The following is an 18,805-nucleotide window of genomic DNA, read 5'->3' as shown; positions in this document are numbered from 1 at the left end:
ACACGGTCAATGTAGGAGCTGCCGAAGGCTGCGATCTTTTGCGTTATGGGCGTCGATGACGCATCAGATGCTTGAACCCTTCAAACACCAACACCACCACCGCCAACCAGATCGGAATATAGGTCAGCCATTCGCCGGCCTTGATGCTTTCCCCCAGCAGCAACGCAACGCCGAGCAACAGCACCGGCTCGACGTAACTCAACAACCCGAACAGGCTGAACGGCAGCAACCGACTGGCAATGATGTAGACCACCAGCGCCGAAGCACTGATCACCCCGAGTATCGGGATCAACAGCGACAGCCACGGATGTTGATCAAACACGCCGAAACCTTGCTCGCCGCCCTGCACGAACCAGAACGCCACCGGCAGCATCAACGCCATGTCCAGCCAGAGCCCGCCAAGGTTGTCGGTCGCCAGGCGTTTGCGCAGGATGAAATAGATCGGATAGCCGACCACCACCAGCAAGGTCGCCCAGGAAAAACCACCCACCTGATACAACTCGTTGAGCACGCCAAGGCTGGCGAAGAACACGGCGATTTTCTGCAGATAGGAAAGACGCTCGCCATAGGCGATTCGCCCAGTCAGGACCATGGACAGCGGCAACAGGAAATACCCCAGCGACACGTCGAGGCTATAACCGTTGAGCGGTGCCCACATGAACAACCAGAGTTGCAGACCCAGCAGCACTGCGGAGCCAACCAGCCCGACAATCAGCTTCGGCTTGCCAGCCAGCCGCCGAACAATCTCGACCACGCGCTTCCACTCACCGGACACCACCATGAACACCGTCATGCACGGCGCGGTCAGCAGCATCCGCCAACCGAAGATTTCTACGCCACTCAAGGGGGAGAGCAGCGAAGTGTAGTAATACATGACGGCAAACAGCATCGAGGCTGTAACCGATAGAGCGATACCTTTAGACAAACTGTCCTCGCGGGTTGAAGGTCAAACGGGGCGCGCAGGATACGTGGTTTTTGTGTTGAATATTGGCCGAGTGATCAATATTTACAACATCCTGGCTGATCCTCAGCCAAAGCATAGTCAGCAGACCGACACTCAACCTGTGGGAGCTGGTTTGCCTGCGAAGAGGCCGGTACATCCAACAGCCCTGGTGACGGACCCACCGCTATCGCGGGCAAGCCCGCTCCCACAGTGACCGTGACCGCCAACAAATCTTGTGATCGACTCAGAACCCTGTGGGAGCGGGCTTGCTCGCGATTAATCTCAAGCCGTACGTGGTTTACGTCCCGGCACAAAATGGCTCACGTCATTGAACCCCGGCGTCGAGGCGTGCCCCGGTGTCACCAGCGAATCAATAAACGCCTCGTCCTCAGCCGTGATCTTCACCGCCTGCGCCTTGGTGTACGCATCCCACTGTTCTTCAGTGCGCGGCCCGACGATGGCCGAAGTCACAGCGCCATTGTTCAGTACCCAGGCAATCGCGAACTCGACGATGCCCACGCCACGACCCTGCGTGTATTCCTGGATCTGTTGGGCAATGCGTAACGACTCCACCCGCCATTCGGTTTCCAGGATGCGTTTGTCCTGACGACCCGCGCGGCTGTTGGCGTCCGGTGTCACGTCGGGCGCGTACTTGCCGCTGAGCACACCACGCGCCAGCGGGCTGTATGGCACCACACCGAGGCCATAGTTTTGCGCGGCAGTGATCTGCTCGGTTTCCGCCTGACGGTTGACGATGTTGTACAGCGGCTGGCTGATGACCGGCCTGTCGACACCGAGTTTGTCGGCGATGCGGATGACTTCGGCAATACGCCAGCCACGGTAATTTGACAGGCCCCAGTAGCGGATCTTGCCCTGGCGGATCAAATCGCCAATGGCGGACACCGTGACGTCCAGCGGCGTGTTGTGGTCTTCGCGGTGCAGGTAATAGATGTCCAGATAATCGGTGCCCAACCGCGTCAGGCTGGCGTCGATGCCATTGAACAGATGCTTGCGGCTCAGGCCGCTGCGGTTCGGCATACCGTCCACTGGTCCGAAGCCGACCTTGGTGGCCAGTACCCATTCCTGCCGCCGACTGGCGATCGCTTCGCCGACGATCTCTTCGGAACGGCCGTTGGTGTACACGTCCGCAGTGTCGATGAAGTTGATGCCCTGGTCCCAGGCCTTGTCGATGATTCGCAGGGAATCTTCGGTGCTGGTCTGCTCGCCGAACATCATGGTGCCCAATGTGAGGGTCGACACCTGTAAACCCGAATGACCCAGCGTGCGATAGCTCATGACGAAATCCTTTTACCGGTCAGAAAGCCCTAATCAAATACCAGAACCGTGACTGGGAGCAATCGGAATTATCAGGCCTGATTACTGTTTGGACCGGGGACATCGTGGACCTGTGGCGAGGGGCTTGCCCCCGTTGGGTCGCGAAGCGGCCCCGGCATTTCAAAGTTAAACCGCATGTAATGGGTTTACGACTGCTTCGCAGCCGAACGGGGTGATGCGGCACTCCGACAAGCCCCCTCGCCACAAAAAGCAAAAAGATCGCAGGCTGCGCCAGTTCCTACAGGGTGTACATCATTCCCGTGTAGGAGCTGGCGCAGCCTGCGATCTTTTGATCTTGCCCTTTTAAACCCGCAACGTCCGCGTCATGCGCAGCGCCAGCAAACTCCCACAAATAATCACACCCGCCAGCAGATACAGCGCCGCATCAGTCGACCCGGTGCTGTCCTTGACCCAACCCACCAGGTACGGACTAAGAAAACCCGCCATCTGCCCCATGGAGTTGATCAACGCCAACCCACCGGCAGCCGCGCCCGCGCTGAGCATTGCGGTCGGCACGGGCCAGAACATCGGCAGGCCGGTGAGGGCGCCCATGGTGGCGATGGTCAGCCCGAGAATGGCGATGGCCGGGTTAGCGGCGAAGTTCACCGCAATCAACAGACCCACCGCGCCCATCAGCATCGGCACCACCAAGTGCCAGCGGCGTTCTTTGCGCAAATCAGCGGAACGACCGACCATCAACATAAACACCGCCGCCAGCAGGTACGGAATCGCACTGAGCCAACCGATCACCAGGTTATCGCTGAAACCCAGATTCTTGATGATCGACGGCAACCAGAAGTTGATCGCGTAGACACCGCTCTGGATGCAGAAATAAATCAGGCCGAAGGCCCAGATCGCTGGGTTCTTGAACACCGCCAGCAGGGAATCAGTGGCGGTTTTCGGTTTGCTGGCCAGGTCTTGCGCGTGATCGGCCTCAAGCACCGAACGCTCGTAAGGGGTCAGCCACTTGGCGTTGGCGTAACTGTCGCTGAGCAGGAAGTAGGCGAGGGCGCCGAGGATCACCGTCGGAATGCCTTGCAGCAGGAACATCCACTGCCAGCCCGCCAAACCGGCTTGGCCTGCGCCGAAGTGGTTGAGGATCCAGCCAGAAAACGGGCTGCCGAGCAAGCCGGACACAGGGATCGCCGACATGAACAACGCCATGATGCGACCACGACGGAACGTCGGGAACCATTGCGAGAGGTAAAGCACCACGCCCGGGAAGAACCCGGCTTCGGCCGCACCGGTAAACAGGCGCAGGGTGTAGAACTCGGTCGGGGTGGTGACGAACAACAGGCAAGTCGACAGCGTGCCCCAAGTGATCATCATCAGCGCGATCCAGCGTCGCGGGCCGAATTTGGTCAGGGCCAGGTTGCTCGGTACGCCGCACAATACGTAGCCGATGAAGAAGATCCCGGCGCCGAGGCCGTACACGGTTTCGCTAAATTTCAGTGCGTCGAGCATCTGCAGCTTGGCGAACCCGACGTTCACCCGATCGAGGTAATTGAACAGGTAGCAGATGAAGATGAAGGGGATCAAGCGCAGGGTAATACGTTTGTAAACGGCGTTTTTGTCGTCAGCGGTGGCCAGGGTAGCTGCGGCGCTCTGTGACATGGCGGGCTCTCTCTTTATTATGATTTTTTGCGATGCAAGGGTAACGTTGATCGCCCAGTGAGTCTCGGCCACCCCTTGGGTGGTTGTCTTTGTGCCTGCGCACAGGGTTTATGACCAAGGGCTGTGCGGGTGAACAACCCGTTCCATCACGTTTTCAAGGAACCGCGCTATGTTCGAACTCGATCACGACCTGGCCCAGGACATCGTCGACCGGGCGATGGCCATCCTGCCGTACAACGTCAACGTCATGGACAGTCAGGGACTGATTCTCGGCAGCGGCGAGCCAGAGCGCATCAACACCCGCCACGAAGGCGCGCAACTGGTGTTGGCCAACGGGCGCGTGGTGGAGATCGACGCGCAAACAGCGATTCACCTCAAAGGCGTGCAACCGGGCATCAACCTGCCGCTGTTGCTCGATCAGCGTTTGATTGGTGTGCTGGGCATTACCGGCGAACCCGAGCAATTGCGCACCTACGCCGAGCTGGTGCGCATGACCGCCGAGATGCTGGTGGGCCAGCGCAATCAGCAGGCCGAGCAGCAATGGCGGCGCCAGCGTTGCGATGATCTGCTGGCGCTGCTGCTCAGCGAGGCGGGGGATTCGCCGCGGTTGCTGGATGAAGCTCAGCAACTGGGGCTCAAACCGCAATTGACGCGGGTGCCGTATCTGTTCGAGTTGGGCCTGGAACACGGTCCGGGCCAGACCGTCGAAGCGCTCAGCGCCTGGTTGATGTCGCGCTACCCGGACAGTTGGTGCGTGAGTTCGGCCAAGTCTTCGTTGCTATGGTGCCGACCGGCGACGCCTGCGATCGAAAATGATCGGCTGCTGGAGAAGCTCGATGGCCTCGGCTGGAATATTTTGCGCATTGCCGTGGGAGGGCAGGCCGATGGCTTGTCTGGATTGCGCCGTTGCTATCGTCGGGTCGGTGATTTGCTGGCCTACGGGCGTGATGTGTTGCCGCATTCGCGCTTGTTGACGCTGAATCGTTATCGGCTGCCGGTAATGCTCTGGCGGCATCGCAATGATGATGCCCTGGATGAACTGCTGCGGCCGCTGCGCAAAGTCATCGCCAAGGATGGCAACGGCCAATTGCTGGCGACCCTGCGCAGTTGGTGCGAACACGACGGCCAGAGCCAGGCCTGCGCCGATGCCTTGGGCATCCATCGCAACAGTTTGCGTTACCGCATGGAGCGGATCGCCGAAATCAGCGGCGTCGATCCGCTGAAGCTGGATGGAATGCTCGCGCTTTACCTTGGCGTCCAGCTCCTGCCCCAAACCGACTGACACACACAATCCCCCGGGTCGATCACGCACATTCATTCGCACACGTTCAAATGTAGGAGCTGGCGAAGCCTGCGATCTTTTGATCTTGATCTTCAGTGCGCCGCAAAAGAGCAAAATCAAAAGATCGCAGCCTTTGGCAGCTCCTACGGGGGATCGTGTGTATCAGGTCGATCACAGGGGTAGCGCAGTGAGTTTTGTGAAAATGAACAATAATCCTCATGCCCGTTTGTGCAGCGGACCGGCGTTATTGTTCATGGCGGCTGGCAGCATGGGCGCATTGAAACTGGAGAATTCGCATGAAAATCGTCATCGCCCCCGATTCGTTCAAGGACAGCCTGAGTGCCCAAGGTGTGGCCGAGGCCATTGCGCTGGGGTTGGCGGAAGTCTGGCCGGATGCACACTTGATCAAGTGCCCGATGGCTGATGGCGGGGAAGGCACGGTCGAATCGATTCTGGCCGCATGCGACGGCGAACTGCGCCGTACCCATGTTCGCGGACCGCTGGGTGCCACGGTCGATGCCGCGTGGGGCTGGTTGCCACAGAGTCACACCGCGATCATCGAAATGGCCGAGGCCAGTGGCCTGCAACTGGTTGCGCCGAACCTGCGCGATGCCTGCACCAGCAGCACCTACGGCACCGGTGAATTGATCCGCGCCGCGCTGGATGCCGGCGCGCAACGGGTGATCCTGGCGATTGGCGGCAGCGCCACCAACGACGGCGGCGCCGGGGCGATGCAGGCCTTGGGTGTGAAACTGCTGGACGCACAGGACCAAACCCTGGTGCCGGGTGGCCTGGCCCTGGCGCAATTGGCCCGCCTCGATCTGAGTGAGATAGATCCGCGTCTGGCCAAGGTGCGCTTCGACATCGCCGCCGACGTCAATAACCCGCTGTGCGGCCCTCATGGAGCCTCAGCGATTTTCGGCCCGCAGAAAGGTGCGTCGCCTGAACAGGTCGAGCAACTGGATCAGGCCCTCGAGCACTTTGCCGAACTCTGCGCACATGCTTTGGACAAGGACGTGCGCGACGAACCGGGCAGCGGCGCGGCGGGCGGTCTGGGGTTTGCCGCCAAGGCGTTTCTCGGTGCGCAATTTCAGGCCGGGGTGGAAGTGGTCGCCGAATTGGTGGGGCTGGCCGAGGCGGTCAAAGGCGCCGACCTGGTGATCACCGGTGAAGGTCGTTTCGATGCCCAGACGTTGCGCGGCAAAACCCCGTTTGGCGTGGCGCGCATCGCACGCCAGCACGGCGTGCCGGTCATCGCCATCGCCGGCACCTTGGGCGAGGGGTATCAGGCGCTGTACGAGCATGGCATCGATGCGGCCTTTGCCTTGGCCAGCGGACCGATGACATTGGAACAGGCCTGCGCTGAAGCACCGCGTTTGTTGCGTGATCGCGCCCGTGATATTGCGCGGGTGTGGCGGGTGGCGGCCCGCAAGGCCTGACTCAATCTTCAGCAGAAAAAAATCCTTGTGGGAGCGGGCTTGCCCGCGAAGCGGTGTGTCAGGCACCACCAATGTTGACTGTGCCGCCGCCTTCGCGGGCAAGCCCGCTCCCACAGGTTCTGCATTTAAGCTAACGAGTGTTTCACCGCTGAAACACTCCTGCCTCCCTCGAAAAATATTTCTCCTGCCCCTGCAAAAAACCTCAACCCCGGCCGATACAGCTAACAGGCGCACAAACCTATTACAACAGTGGCGCCAAACTGAAAGGTGCGCGCGCCGTCGCCCGCCCGAACAGTGATCCCCGCAAGGATGCTCGCCGCCTCAATTACCGAGATCATCCTATGTCACTGCGTAATCTGAAAATCGCGCCTCGAGCTTTCCTGGGTTTCGCCTTCATAGCCTTGCTAGTGATCGTGCTGGGTGTGTTTGCGGTGAACCGCATGTCGATCATTCGCCAGGCCTCTGTCGATATGGAAATGACACAGTTACCCAGCATCGGGTTTCTGGGTAACGTGACAGAAAACGTCCTGCGGCTGCGGATTCTCTCGTTCCGCGTACTGGTCAACCGTGATCCGGCGGCGTTGCAGGAAGCCCAGACCCGCATCGGCGTGCTCGTCGACAAGGTGCGCAGCGCCCAAGCCAGCTATGCCGCCTTGCCGGCCGGCCCTGAAGAAGCCGCGCTGTACAAAACCTTCGCGACAACCCTCGACAACTACATGCAGGCCCAGAGCCAAATGCTGGAACTGTCGCGGCAGAACAAACTGGAGGAGATGCGCGCCCTGATCAATACCCGGATCAAGGAAGGCACCGATCAGATGGGCGAGCAACTGAACAAACTGGTGGCGCTCAACGCCGCCGATGCCAAAGCCGCGTCGGCCAAGGCGGGTGAGCACTACAGCGAAGCCTTTATCGGCATTGTGACGGTGGCGGTGATGGCTTCGTTGCTGACCGTGCTGCTGGCCTGGCTGTTGACCCGCAGCATCCTCACACCGCTGAACCGTGCGGTGCTCGCGGCCGAAACCATTGCTGGCGGCAACCTGAGCAAGGTCATCGAAGTAGACGGCAATGACGAACCGGCGCGTTTGCTCGGCGCCTTGTCCGCCATGCAGATCAACCTGCGCAAAACCATCGAACAGATCGCCGGCTCCGCGACGCAACTAGGCGCCGCCGCGGAAGAACTCAGCACCGTGACGCAAGAAGCGTCCCGTGGCCTGCAACAACAAAACAACGAAATCGAACAGGCCGCCACCGCCGTCAACGAAATGACCGCCGCCGTGGAAGAAGTGGCGCGCAACGCGGTATCGACCTCCGAAGCCTCGAACCAGTCGACCCAAGCGGCCCGCGAAGGTCGTGACCGGGTGGTGGAAACCGTCGATGCGATCCAGACCATGACCCACGACGTGCAAAACACCGCGTTGATGATCGAGGGCCTGGCGGCTCAGGGCCGGGACATTGGCAAAGTGCTGGACGTGATTCGTGCCATCGCCGAACAGACCAACCTGCTGGCCCTCAACGCCGCGATCGAAGCGGCCCGTGCCGGGGAAGCCGGGCGTGGCTTTGCGGTGGTGGCGGACGAGGTCCGGGCGTTGGCCCATCGCACCGCGCAGTCGACCCAGGAAATCGAGAAGATGGTCGCCGGCATCCAGAACGGCACCGGTGAAGCGGTCTCATCGATGCAGCAAAGCAATCAGCGCACCCAAAGCACTCTGGAAATGGCTCGTGCGGCGGGTATCGCCCTGGAGCAGATCACCCAATCGATTCAACTGATCAATGAGCGCAACCTGGTGATCGCCAGCGCCTCGGAAGAACAGGCTCAGGTGTCCCGTGAAGTCGACCGCAATCTGGTGAACATTCGCGACCTGGCCACTCAGTCCGCCGCCGGTGCCAACCAGACCAGTGCAGCCACCCACGAACTGTCGCGATTGGCGGTTGATTTGAATGCGATGGTGGCGCGTTTCGTGATTTGAGATAGGGTTGAAACTGGAACTCGCGCGTTAGGAGAAGTACATGCGCTATTCAGCCTTGACCCAACGAATCGATGGTGACGGAGCCGCAGCCTGGAAGATTCATGATCGAGCGCTGGAATTGCGCGAGCAGGGCGTCGACGTGTTGCTGCTTTCCATTGGCGACCCGGATTTCGACACGCCGCTGCCGATCATTCACGCCGCCATCGATAGCCTGTTGGCGGGTGACACCCATTACTCGGATGTACGCGGCACCCGCACACTGCGCAGTAGCATCGCCAGCCGTCATCAGCGGCGCAGCGGCCAATTGGTGGATGCCGACCATGTGATCGTACTGCCTGGCGCGCAGTGCGCGGTGTATTCGGTTGCCCAATGCCTGCTCGACCCTGGCGATGAAGTGATCGTCGCCGAACCGATGTATGTGACCTATGAAGGCGTGTTCGGTGCCTGCGGAGCCAGCGTGGTGCCGGTGGCGGTACGTCCGGAAAATGGCTTTCGGGTTGAACCGGCGGATGTCGCGGCGCTGATCACCTCAAAAACCCGCGTCATTTTGCTCAACAGCCCGAATAATCCCTCAGGCGCCAGTCTGTCGTTAAAAAGCTGGAAGGCGCTGGCGGCGCTGTGCGTGCAGCATGACCTCTGGCTGATCAGCGACGAGGTCTACAGCGACCTGTTGTTTGAGGGCGAGCACATCAGCCCGGCCAGTCTGCCGGGCATGGCCGAGCGCACCGCGACGATCAACAGTCTGTCCAAATCCCATGCCATGACCGGCTGGCGGGTGGGCTGGATGATCGGCCCGAAACCGTTGGCTGAACATTTGATGCATCTGTCGCTGTGCATGCTGTTCGGCCTTCCGGATTTCGTCCAGAACGCCGCGCAAGTCGCGCTCGATAAAGACTTGCCGGAAGTGGCACTGATGCGCGAGGAATATCGCCAGCGTCGCGATCTGGTGTGCGCAAGGCTAAGCGGTTGCCCGGGTATCCGGCCGATCAAACCGGATGGCGGGATGTTCGTGATGGTCGATGTGCGCCAGACCGGGCTCGGTGCGCAAGATTTTGCCGAGCGTTTGCTGGAAGGGTACGGTGTGTCGGTGCTGGCGGGCGAAGCCTTCGGGCCGAGCGCGGCGGGGCATATTCGCATTGGCCTGGTGGTAGATCAGGCGAGGCTGGCGGATGCATGCCAGCGGATTGCATCGTGTGCGGCGCAGTTGCTGCAGGTGCGACGGGCCTGATCGATTTGTGTTGAGTTTGATGGCCTCTTCGCGGGCAAGTCTCGCTCCTACGGGTTTTTTTGACGTTCACAAAACCCTGTGGAGCGGGCTTGCCCGCGATGGCTGTTGTACTTTTCAGGATTGCCTCTACGGTATCGCATAGACCTTGAACAGCTTTTTGTCCGTGTCGGTAATGCCTTCCAGGTAGGTGTCGTATGCCTGCTCGATCTCGCCCGATCGATACATTTCACTCAGCGCGGTGTCGACCAGCAAACGGAAATCTTCATCGTCTCGATCCACCGCCATTGCAGTCGGCGAGTACTCAAATATTCGATCCAGCAGGACCAGATTCCCTGCGGAATAGTGATTGGCGAGGAGATTCTTCAGCATCATGCGTTCGGCGAAGAAGGCATCAGCTTTGCCTTCGGCGACCAGTTTGAGGCCCGCTTCAGTGTTCTCGACTGTGACCAGGGTGGCTACCACCCCGAGTAATCGCATCTGTTGACGGATCCATGCCTCGGTGACGCCACCTGCGGTGGCGGCATAGGTTTGGTTGGCCAGCCCATGATTGATGGTCGCACGCCAGGTCGGTCCGGTATGGGCTACTTTGCCATTAAGTACATTGAGCAACGCCTCAGGCGCTTCCTGGCGCACCACTGCCGAGAGGCCGGCGGTGTAGATCGGAACCGAGAAGCTCACACGCTTGCGTCGCGCCAATGTGGGGGGCGTCGGCGTACAGAGGATGTCGATCTCGCCCGAGCTCACGGCACTCATCTCGTCGTTGACGGAGACGGGGCGGTAACGTACCTGCATCGCGGGCAAACCCAGTTCGGTCTTGATTTTGTCGGCAACCTTCAGACAAAGCTCGATCGCATAACCGCTGGCTTTGTCACCTTCCTGGACGCTAAAAGGTGCGAAGTCCGGCAGGTAACCAAGGGTGAAGGTATTGCTCGCCTGCACGCGTTCAAGGGTATTGGCACCAGCCAGTACCGGCACCAGTGTGAGCAGGCAGACGAACAGCAAGTTAGTGGCTTTGATCAGTTGTACGTTCATATCCTTGGCGCCCCGCATTCGGATGTCTGTGCTGTCTTGACGATTACAGCTAAGGATTGCCGGCCCTGGTCTGAGCGGTTGGAGACGCATCGACAAAACGCTTGGAGAGGAAGCCATAAAGCAGGTAGCCGAATGTAAGGACAATGAGTCCACCGAAAACGGCATCTTTGCCGCAGGCATAAAGGGCGTACAACGAATAGGCCACGGCGATCAGTAATAGCGTCGTGTTGCGGGTGTAGACCCCTGTACTGACTTTGGCTTTGTACATCATGACCAGCAGGCCGGTGGCGGCTGTCACGTATGGGATCAGGTTGGTCACTGCTGCCAGGCTGACGAGCTTTCCGAACTGGGCGCTGGCATTGGGCGAGATGGTCGACAGTGCCATCAAGGTCTGCAAGACGCCGCAGACGATCATGCCGACAATGGGCGCGTTCTGTGTGCTGACCTTGCTGAACAGTTTCGGAAACATCCCTTGGTCAGCGGTCATCTTGGCCGTTTGCGCCAGGGTGAACTGCCAGCCCAGCAGCGAACCAACACAGGCCATCACCGCCAGCGCCATGACAATGTTGCCGACCGTGGGGGTGAACATATGTGCATAGACGAGCGCGAAGGGCGCCGAAGAGTTGGCCAGTTCGGCATTGGGGATGATGCCCTGGATGACCGTAGTCGACAGCACATAGACCACTGCCGCACCCAGCGTGCCGAACAGGCAGGCCAACGGTACAGTGCGCTTGGGATCTTCCACTGCATCGCAGGCCTGTGCCGCCGACTCCATGCCAAGAAAAGCCCACAGAGTAAGGGGAATAGCCTTACTGATGGCGTCGGAGATCGGCAGGTTGTTCGGATTCCAGGCGGCAATCAGCACATCGGGCTTGAACCAGAACCAACCGATGATGCTCAAGCCTGCCACCGGGATGATCACCCCCCACACGGTAATCGCGCCGATCTTGCCGGTGATACCGGGGCCACCGAAGTTGGCCACGGTGGTCAACCAGAGCAGGCCAACCGTACCGATAAACAGAGGAATGGCGCCACTGCCCAGCCAGGGCACGAACGATGTCATGTAACCCACCGCAGAGATGGCGACGGCCACGTTGGCGATGCCCAGCGAGAGAAAGTACAGGTACGAACAGAGGAAGAAGCCTGATTTGGCGTGCGCCTCTTCGGTGTAGGCAGACAACCCGCCTGAGCGCAGGCAGTAAATGCCGCACTGTGAAAAGCAGTAAGCGATGGCCATCGAACCGACGGCAGTGACGATCCATGACAGCAACGAAACAGCCCCGAGTTGGGCCATGCTCGTCGGCAACATGATGATGCCCGACCCCATCATGTTCACCGTCACCAGAGTGGTGAGCCCCATGAGGCTCATTTTCTTGTTTGAGTCGGCCATCGGAAACTCCTTGATCTGCTCAACACATTGACCATAGCCCTGATTGCCATGCTCAAGGTCGGGAAATAGCCCATCGAACAGATTTATCGCCAGTTAGTCTCATCGAAGATGGCTTTTGGGGTTCTGAACAGCAAAAAGAAATGGCCGACAGGGTGTGACTCCATTGTAGGGGGGACTTTTCTTTAGCTGGCTCTGTCACATGTACATACATACAAAACAGATATGAGGTTTTACATGTCCAAGCTTGCAGAGTTCCGTGAACTAGAAAAACATCTGGCTAAACAGCTCCAGGTGCTCGAGGCACTGAAAGGTGATGCAGGCCTTCAAAAGGAAATTGATTTCGAAAAGAAGCTGCGTGATTTGCTAGCCAAATACGGCTATAGCCTGAAAGACGTGATCAATCTTCTTGAGCCACAAACTGGTCGTCGCGCATCAGTAACCGCGCCGAAATCCGGCACACGCAAGCCGCGCCAGGTGAAGATCTACAAAAATCCAAACACTGGCGAAGTCGTCGAGACCAAAGGCGGCAACCAGAAGACACTGAGGGAATGGAAATCCAAATTCGGCTCTGCCACTGTCGAGTCCTGGCTGACCAAGTGAGTTTGATTTGTAGGAGCCAGGCTTGCCGCACCGCTGGCTCCTACATGTCCGATCCATCGTCACTTTCTCACCCGAAACCACAAGATACGCCTTGGCGTGTCTTGTGGTATTTCAAGCGATGCTCGTCGCGGCAAGAGGCTCCCGCGATGCTGCGCGTGCAGCCAGGAAGGCAAAAACGGCCGCCACGCCCAGCACAGTGGCGCTCAACTCGAAGGTCGCTCGATAGCCGCTCAAGTCAAAGACCAGCCCGCCAACGGTTGCGCCAGACGCAATTGCCAGTTGGATGATCGCCACCATTAAGCCGCCTCCCGCTTCAGCAGCGTCTGGCAACGTTCTCGCCAGCCATGTCCACCATCCCACGGGCGCAGCAGTCGCAACCAGTCCCCAGAGGCCAAGCAAAACAGTCGTGGTAGCCGCCGAGCTACCGAATGAAACAAGCGCCAGTGCAATCACCGCCATCAAGATCGGGATGACGATGAGGGTTCGATGCAGGCCATTTTTCAAGAACGCTTCAATCAGGAAGGTTCCTGCGAGGCCTGCAATACCCCCTGGACGAGCAACATCAACGACAGCATGGAAACACTGACGTGCGTGACCGTTTCAAGAAACGGACGCAAATAGGTAAACAGCATGAACTGGCCCATGAAAAACACGCTGACCGCCACCATGCCTAACGCGACCGGCGTGCGTTTCATCAACTTGAAGACGTTGCCAGTGCCTGAACCGCTTTGCGATTTCATCGGTGGAAGGCTTAACAACAGCCATACACAAGCGACTATCGCGACTGGGATGACGCACAAGAATGCACCGCGCCAGCCAATCAGGGCGCCGAGAAAACTGCCCAGTGGCGCTGCAATAACCGTCGCCAAAGCGTTACCGCCGTTGACGATGGCCATTGCGCGAGTGATCTGGTTATCAGGCACCAGGCGCATGGCGGTTGCCGCCGACAATGACCAGAATCCACCTATCGCAACACCGATCAGCGCGCGGCCGGTCATGAACACCCAGTAGTTCGGGGCGAACACGACCACTGTTCCAGAAAGGATCATAAGCAGTGTCAGTGAAAGGAGCAGCGGTTTGCGGTCAACCCGCGCAGCCACCGATGCGATCAGAAGACTGGTGAACAAGGCAAACAGCCCCGAAACGGAGATTCCCTGGCCGGCTTGTCCCTCGGTGACGTGTAGATCTGCGGCAATCGGTGTCAGCAGGCTGACGGGCATGAACTCCGATGCCACCAGTACGAAGGCGGCGAGGGACATGGCGAATACGGCGCCCCATGATTTATGGGGCACAGGGAGGAGGTGATCAGTCATTGGTTGAATCCTGTATTGCGCGAAGCGTCGTAGCCCCGAGGACTAGGCTACGAGAGAAGTGATGCCCGGCCAGGGCACCGATCAGGCTACTTCAGGTTGCTTTTGAAGAACGTGGTCAACTTGGCGAATGGAATGAGGTTGACCCGGTCGTAAAGATCCACGTGTCCGGCATCTGGAATAATGAGCAACTCTTTAGGCTCGGCGGCCCGCTTGTAGGCGTCCTCACTGAACTCGCGTGAGTGTGCCTAGGCACCGGCAATGAACAGCAGCGGGCGAGGGGAGATAGTCTCGATGTCATTGAACGGATAGAAGTTCATGAACTTCACGTTGCTGGTCAGCGTCGGCATGGTGGTTGTCTGCGGCGATGCGCCGACCGGAGTGACTTCGCCTCGGTGGGTGCGATAAAAATCGTAGAACTCGTCACCCACGGCATTGCCGGTCAGTTTGAGCGGTGTGCCGCCGGTGTAGCGGATTTCGCCACCCTGGAATTCGGCATAGCGCTGCTCGGTGGCGTCGCGAATGATCTGCTGGCGTTGTTCCGCAGTCACTGCGTGTTTGAGACCGTTACGGTTGGCCGCACCCATGTCGTACATGCTGACGGTGGCGATGGCCTTCATACGCGGATCAATCTTGGCCGCACTGATAGCGAAGCTGCCACTGCCGCAGATGCCGAGGACGCCGATTCGCTCAGGATCGACAATTGGGTGAGTGCCGAGAAAGTCCACGGCGGCACTGAAGTCTTCTGCGTAAATATCGGGCGAGACGGCTTGGCGAGGTGCGCCCTCGCTCTCTCCCCAGAAGGACAAATCCAGGGACAGGGTGACAAATCCTTGTTCGGCCATTTTGGTGGCGTACACGTTCGCACTCTGCTCTTTCACCGCCCCCATTGGATGGCCGACAATGATGGCGGCGTTCCTGGATTTGGGGGCGAGGTCTTTCGGGGTGAACAGGTTGCCCGCTACCTTCATACCGTATTGATTCTTGAAGGTGACCTTTTCAACGGCCACTTTCTCGCTTTTGTAGAAGTTGTCCGCGCCGTTTGACATATCGGCTCCCATTGAAGAAAAAGAGGTAGCGAGAAGCCCCAGGGCAAGAAAAATTCCTTTCACCGGATTGTCCTTTCGATTGAGTTGTAGTTTGCTGGAGTGTTTTGACCCAGTGCTTAATCAGCCAACATGGCGTTGTCGATCACGAAGCAATACTTGACGTCATGGGAGATTCCTCAATGGGTTTGTCGGATGAACATTCTCCGGTTCTGCCCATACTCCCTGTAGTGCATTTCGCTGGATTACTTGCCTGATTCTATGAGTCTCTGTTTTTTTGCAGGACGGTCGTGAACTGGCGAGTTAGAGTTCAGCGAAGAGGTACTAGACGAACATGACGATCAAACACGGCACCGCACCGCAACAGACATCGCAGCAAGAAACGCTTGCGCAGATCATCGGCGCGCAGATCCCCAAACCAGGTGATTACGGAACGCCCATTACGGGCCTCGGCTTCTTCAGGCGCGAACATCCATCGCCGCCCGTCGTGTGCATGGTCGAGCCAAGCATCATCCTCGTCGCCCGGGGTGAGAAACAGCTCTGGGTAGGCGGCGAAGGCTACCCGTATGACACGTCGCGATTTCTGATCACCTCATTGGACTTGCCTGCCAATTCGCAAGTGCTGGCGGCAAGCCCGGAACAGCCATGCCTGGGACTCACTTTGAAGCTTGATCTGCACATGCTGGCTGAGCTGATAGCACAAAGTGACCTACCGCCAACCCGTGATCGATCAGTTGCGAAGGGGGTAGGAATTGGTTCAGTGACCCCTGCGATGCTGGCGTCATTCGAGCGCTTATTGGCACTGCTCGATGAGCCGGAGTCCATTCCTGTTCTGGCCCCCTTGATTCAACGCGAGATTCACTACCGTCTCTTGCAGAGTGATCAGGCGAGCCGGCTACGACAAATAACTTCTGTCGATGGCCAAGGTTATCGGATCGCCAAAGCCATCGATTGGCTGAAGTTGAATTACACCTCAGCGCTTCGCGTCGATGAACTTGCAGCCCGAGTGCAGATGAGCACTCCGACCTTTCACCACCACTTCCGTCAACTCACCACAATGAGCCCCTTGCAGTACCAGAAATGGCTGCGACTGAACGAGGCGAGGCGATTGATGCTCAATGAACACCAGGACGTATCCAGTGCGGCTTACAAGGTTGGATATGAAAGCCCGTCCCAGTTCAGCCGCGAATACAGCCGTCTGTTTGGCGTACCTCCCAAGCGGGATATTGCGGTGTTGCGAGGGCAGGGGTAGCTATAGAGTCAAGCTGACGAATTGCGTTTGCTCACGCTTTTAAACGCTATCGAGATAAAACGACTAAACAACCATTTAGCATAGTTATAATCTATCGAATAGATCTACATAATAGCTACAGTGCTTTAAGGAGGGCAATCCACATGACCAACAGTGAGTTCAACATTCAAATTCCCAACGCTGAAGCAGTCATCGCCGCATTGGCTCTGGAGCCTCACATGGAAGGCGGTTTCTACCGAAGAACCTTTCAATCTGATCACCACGCCATGGTCGAGATCAATGGTGGTCAACGTCACTTGATGACTTCAATTTATTACTTGCTGACCAAGGATTCGCCTATAGGGCATTTTCACTTGAATCAATCGGACATTGTTCATTACTACCATTTGGGAAACCCGATTCAGTACAGCCTGATTTTTCCAGACGGCGCGTTGAATACTGTGGTGATGGGCAGCGACGTTATCGCCGGGCAGTGTTTGCAGCTGCATGTACCTGGTGGCGTCTGGAAAGCTTCGCAACTGATGAATGGTTTAGCGGAATACGGTTTGATCAGTGAAGCGGTTTCACCAGGGTTTGATTTTGTAGATATGGAGATGGGTAATCGACAGAAGCTCAGAGAGCAGTTTCCCGAGCATTCAGAGCTGATTGGAAAGCTGACCCAAGGATGAGGGGCTTGGGTGAAATGAGGGCTTCAAAATCTGCGTGCAACCGGGCTAATCTTGAAACATAATGTTACGTGTAATGTATATTATGTTAAATGATGTGTCGGGGCGGAACTTCTACCAAAGTTGTCCATTTCCACTTACCCCCGGTCGCTTTTCCATAAAACTCCGTTTGCTGATAAATCAGCACTCTTAGCGCTCCATCCTCACACTTTCCATTAGGTCGATCTGTCACGAATCTCCGTTCCCGTATCTGTCGTGTTGGGGGTTGGCTAACGCCCATTACGTCTGCTAAACGTAATTCACCATTCAAAGATTTTAGCGCGCGGGTTCACCAATGACGCGGCCGTTCATCCCATTCCCCATTTTTCCTCCCTACAGCCACTGGCGGCCTGATCGCGAATCAAGTTTCGTTGTGAATCTTCAGGTTTTAGCTCGCTTAAGTCGAGTCGCCGAGTCATGTCAACCGTTCATTAGCATTTGGTACGCGTACCGGTTCGTCAATTGGATCGCTCACAACTGGAGCCCCCTGAACCCTCATCTGCAGTACAATAACTGCATCAAAGGCTTGGAAAAAATGCTCAATTGGAGCTTCGCGAATGATGTTTGCTTGCTTGATTGGACTCGCGCCGACTTTGAAAGCTACGCGGAAACTGTTCGAAGTCCAAGCAGCGCCTGGGCGACTTCTACTATACAACCTCGGTTCTTGTTCGACGCCGCTTTGGACTTTCAAGATTGCGCAATTAACCCGAACTGGAAACCATTCCAAAAAAACCGTACCGGTGAGTCCTTCGAGGAGATTGATAAGAATGTGTGGAACCGTGAGATCCGATGCGTTACGCAGTTCATGGATTTCTACCTAACGGAGGTATCCGCCAAACGTGAAAATGTAGCCTTGGCAAAGCTTGAATTCTTGATGTTCAAAACTTCTCAGGCTCGAGGCAGCATTTCGGATGAAGTGATGGAATGGATTCTCTCAACACTCCCCAGCCTTCCTTTGAGCACGCATCGCTCCAGCATGATTTCTATGTATTTGATGATCGCTAGACATTCAGGCAGGCCTCTATGGCAAGTGCTGGGTACTGCCTCAAGCCCTGGGCTTGTCGATCAATTCAGGCGAGATACAGATGGGACGTGGCTGGAGAGTCATCCCTCGAACGGCAGTTCTGTTCCGCTACCGGCGGCGTTTGGCCGGGCATTTGAACGATATCTTATCCATCTGAACATTGATGCCAGGCAACCGTTGCCTGCGGCGATCATGTTTCCTCGGGAGGATTCGGCTGACGGCCTCGGCGTGAAATCCTTCAGGCACATGATTTTTAGAATTAGAGAAAACCTAGCAGTTATGGCAATGGCATCGGACAGCCCAACTATTTCACAAGCCTCTCAAGATATCCGACGATTGACGGGAGCGTTGGTATCGAGTCGTTCGACGGATGGCGTCTAGGGGCTATTTTTGACTGATGATCCCTTGATGATCTGAAATTCTGCTTGTCGCTTCGCTTCATAGGACTTCCCCAGGCTGCCGACTTGCACTGCTAGGTGTTTGCCTAGAACTACGGCTCGTACCTCCGATCACCTCCATGCCCCTCGCGAGCGCCCTGCTCCTCTTAACTACAGCACATACACTGGTAGTTTGGAGCTACTTGCTACGATCCATAAATCTCTGCTCCCGTTCAAGTAAGCAATTTATTCATGATGATTG

At 57.4% G+C, this 18,805-nt stretch carries 13 protein-coding genes and 2 pseudogenes; 8 read left to right on the top strand and 7 right to left on the bottom strand.

The genetic code is table 11. The annotated features are described in order from the left end of the window. Positions 1–43: 43 nt before the first annotated feature. The 3 genes from rarD to ACZ89R_RS02800 form a co-directional block, all read right to left on the bottom strand. The gene (gene rarD, locus ACZ89R_RS02810) at positions 44–925 is read right to left on the bottom strand and encodes an EamA family transporter RarD (RefSeq protein ID WP_429546786.1); all 882 of its coding nucleotides are present in this window, start codon (positions 923–925) and stop codon (positions 44–46) included. A gap of 300 nt (positions 926–1,225) precedes the next feature. After that, on the bottom strand, positions 1,226–2,239 hold the full coding sequence (locus ACZ89R_RS02805) for an aldo/keto reductase (RefSeq protein WP_429376416.1): 1,014 nt from the start codon (positions 2,237–2,239) through the stop codon (positions 1,226–1,228). A gap of 342 nt (positions 2,240–2,581) precedes the next feature. Beyond that, positions 2,582–3,892, bottom strand: a complete 1,311-nt coding sequence (locus tag ACZ89R_RS02800; protein ID WP_429546787.1) for an MFS transporter — start codon at positions 3,890–3,892, stop codon at positions 2,582–2,584. 169 nt (positions 3,893–4,061) lie between these two features. On the opposite strand from ACZ89R_RS02800, the gene ACZ89R_RS02795 reads away from it, so the two are divergent. The 4 genes from ACZ89R_RS02795 to ACZ89R_RS02780 all read left to right on the top strand — a co-directional run bounded on the left by ACZ89R_RS02795 (position 4,062) and on the right by ACZ89R_RS02780 (position 9,808). Further along, positions 4,062–5,174: a sugar diacid recognition domain-containing protein gene (locus tag ACZ89R_RS02795; RefSeq protein WP_429546788.1), complete on the top strand. Its 1,113-nt coding sequence runs from the start codon at positions 4,062–4,064 to the stop codon at positions 5,172–5,174. A gap of 296 nt (positions 5,175–5,470) precedes the next feature. Continuing rightward, the gene (locus ACZ89R_RS02790) at positions 5,471–6,613 is read left to right on the top strand and encodes a glycerate kinase (RefSeq protein ID WP_429546789.1); all 1,143 of its coding nucleotides are present in this window, start codon (positions 5,471–5,473) and stop codon (positions 6,611–6,613) included. 341 nt (positions 6,614–6,954) lie between these two features. Further along, positions 6,955–8,580, top strand: coding sequence for a methyl-accepting chemotaxis protein (locus ACZ89R_RS02785; protein WP_429546790.1), 1,626 nt, complete (start codon positions 6,955–6,957; stop codon positions 8,578–8,580). A 40-nt stretch (positions 8,581–8,620) separates the two neighbouring features. Beyond that, complete coding sequence (locus tag ACZ89R_RS02780) at positions 8,621–9,808, top strand: pyridoxal phosphate-dependent aminotransferase (protein WP_063343735.1); 1,188 nt, start codon at positions 8,621–8,623, stop codon at positions 9,806–9,808. 126 nt (positions 9,809–9,934) lie between these two features. Here the strand turns inward: ACZ89R_RS02780 and ACZ89R_RS02775 are convergent, their stop codons facing one another. Both ACZ89R_RS02775 and potE read right to left on the bottom strand, forming a co-directional pair. Further along, complete coding sequence (locus ACZ89R_RS02775; protein WP_429546791.1) at positions 9,935–10,840, bottom strand: amino acid ABC transporter substrate-binding protein; 906 nt, start codon at positions 10,838–10,840, stop codon at positions 9,935–9,937. A gap of 49 nt (positions 10,841–10,889) precedes the next feature. Further along, positions 10,890–12,230 (bottom strand): putrescine-ornithine antiporter, encoded by a 1,341-nt coding sequence (gene potE, locus ACZ89R_RS02770; RefSeq protein ID WP_123494737.1) that lies wholly within the window; start codon positions 12,228–12,230, stop codon positions 10,890–10,892. 234 nt (positions 12,231–12,464) lie between these two features. Between potE and ACZ89R_RS02765 the strand changes: the two genes are divergently transcribed. Further along, positions 12,465–12,830, top strand: coding sequence for a histone-like nucleoid-structuring protein, MvaT/MvaU family (locus ACZ89R_RS02765; protein WP_429546792.1), 366 nt, complete (start codon positions 12,465–12,467; stop codon positions 12,828–12,830). A 111-nt stretch (positions 12,831–12,941) separates the two neighbouring features. On the opposite strand, the pseudogene ACZ89R_RS02760 reads toward ACZ89R_RS02765, so the two are convergent. Beyond that, positions 12,942–14,143, bottom strand: a pseudogene (locus tag ACZ89R_RS02760) (MFS transporter). 86 nt (positions 14,144–14,229) lie between these two features. Beyond that, positions 14,230–15,189, bottom strand: a pseudogene (locus tag ACZ89R_RS02755) (alpha/beta hydrolase). A gap of 331 nt (positions 15,190–15,520) precedes the next feature. Here ACZ89R_RS02755 and ACZ89R_RS02750 point away from each other — a divergent pair. From ACZ89R_RS02750 to ACZ89R_RS02740, 3 genes are all read left to right on the top strand, one after another. Continuing rightward, the gene (locus tag ACZ89R_RS02750) at positions 15,521–16,438 is read left to right on the top strand and encodes an AraC family transcriptional regulator (RefSeq protein ID WP_429546793.1); all 918 of its coding nucleotides are present in this window, start codon (positions 15,521–15,523) and stop codon (positions 16,436–16,438) included. Between the two features lie 143 nt (positions 16,439–16,581). Then, positions 16,582–17,106: a cupin domain-containing protein gene (locus ACZ89R_RS02745; RefSeq protein WP_429546794.1), complete on the top strand. Its 525-nt coding sequence runs from the start codon at positions 16,582–16,584 to the stop codon at positions 17,104–17,106. Between the two features lie 571 nt (positions 17,107–17,677). Further along, a complete protein-coding gene (locus ACZ89R_RS02740; protein WP_429546795.1) occupies positions 17,678–18,547 on the top strand; it encodes an integrase in 870 nt (289 codons plus the stop codon). Positions 18,548–18,805: the final 258 nt, after the last annotated feature.

The sequence above is a fragment of the Pseudomonas sp. TE3728 genome, from assembly GCF_056279145.1.
This window is presented reverse-complemented; position numbering and strand designations above follow the sequence as displayed.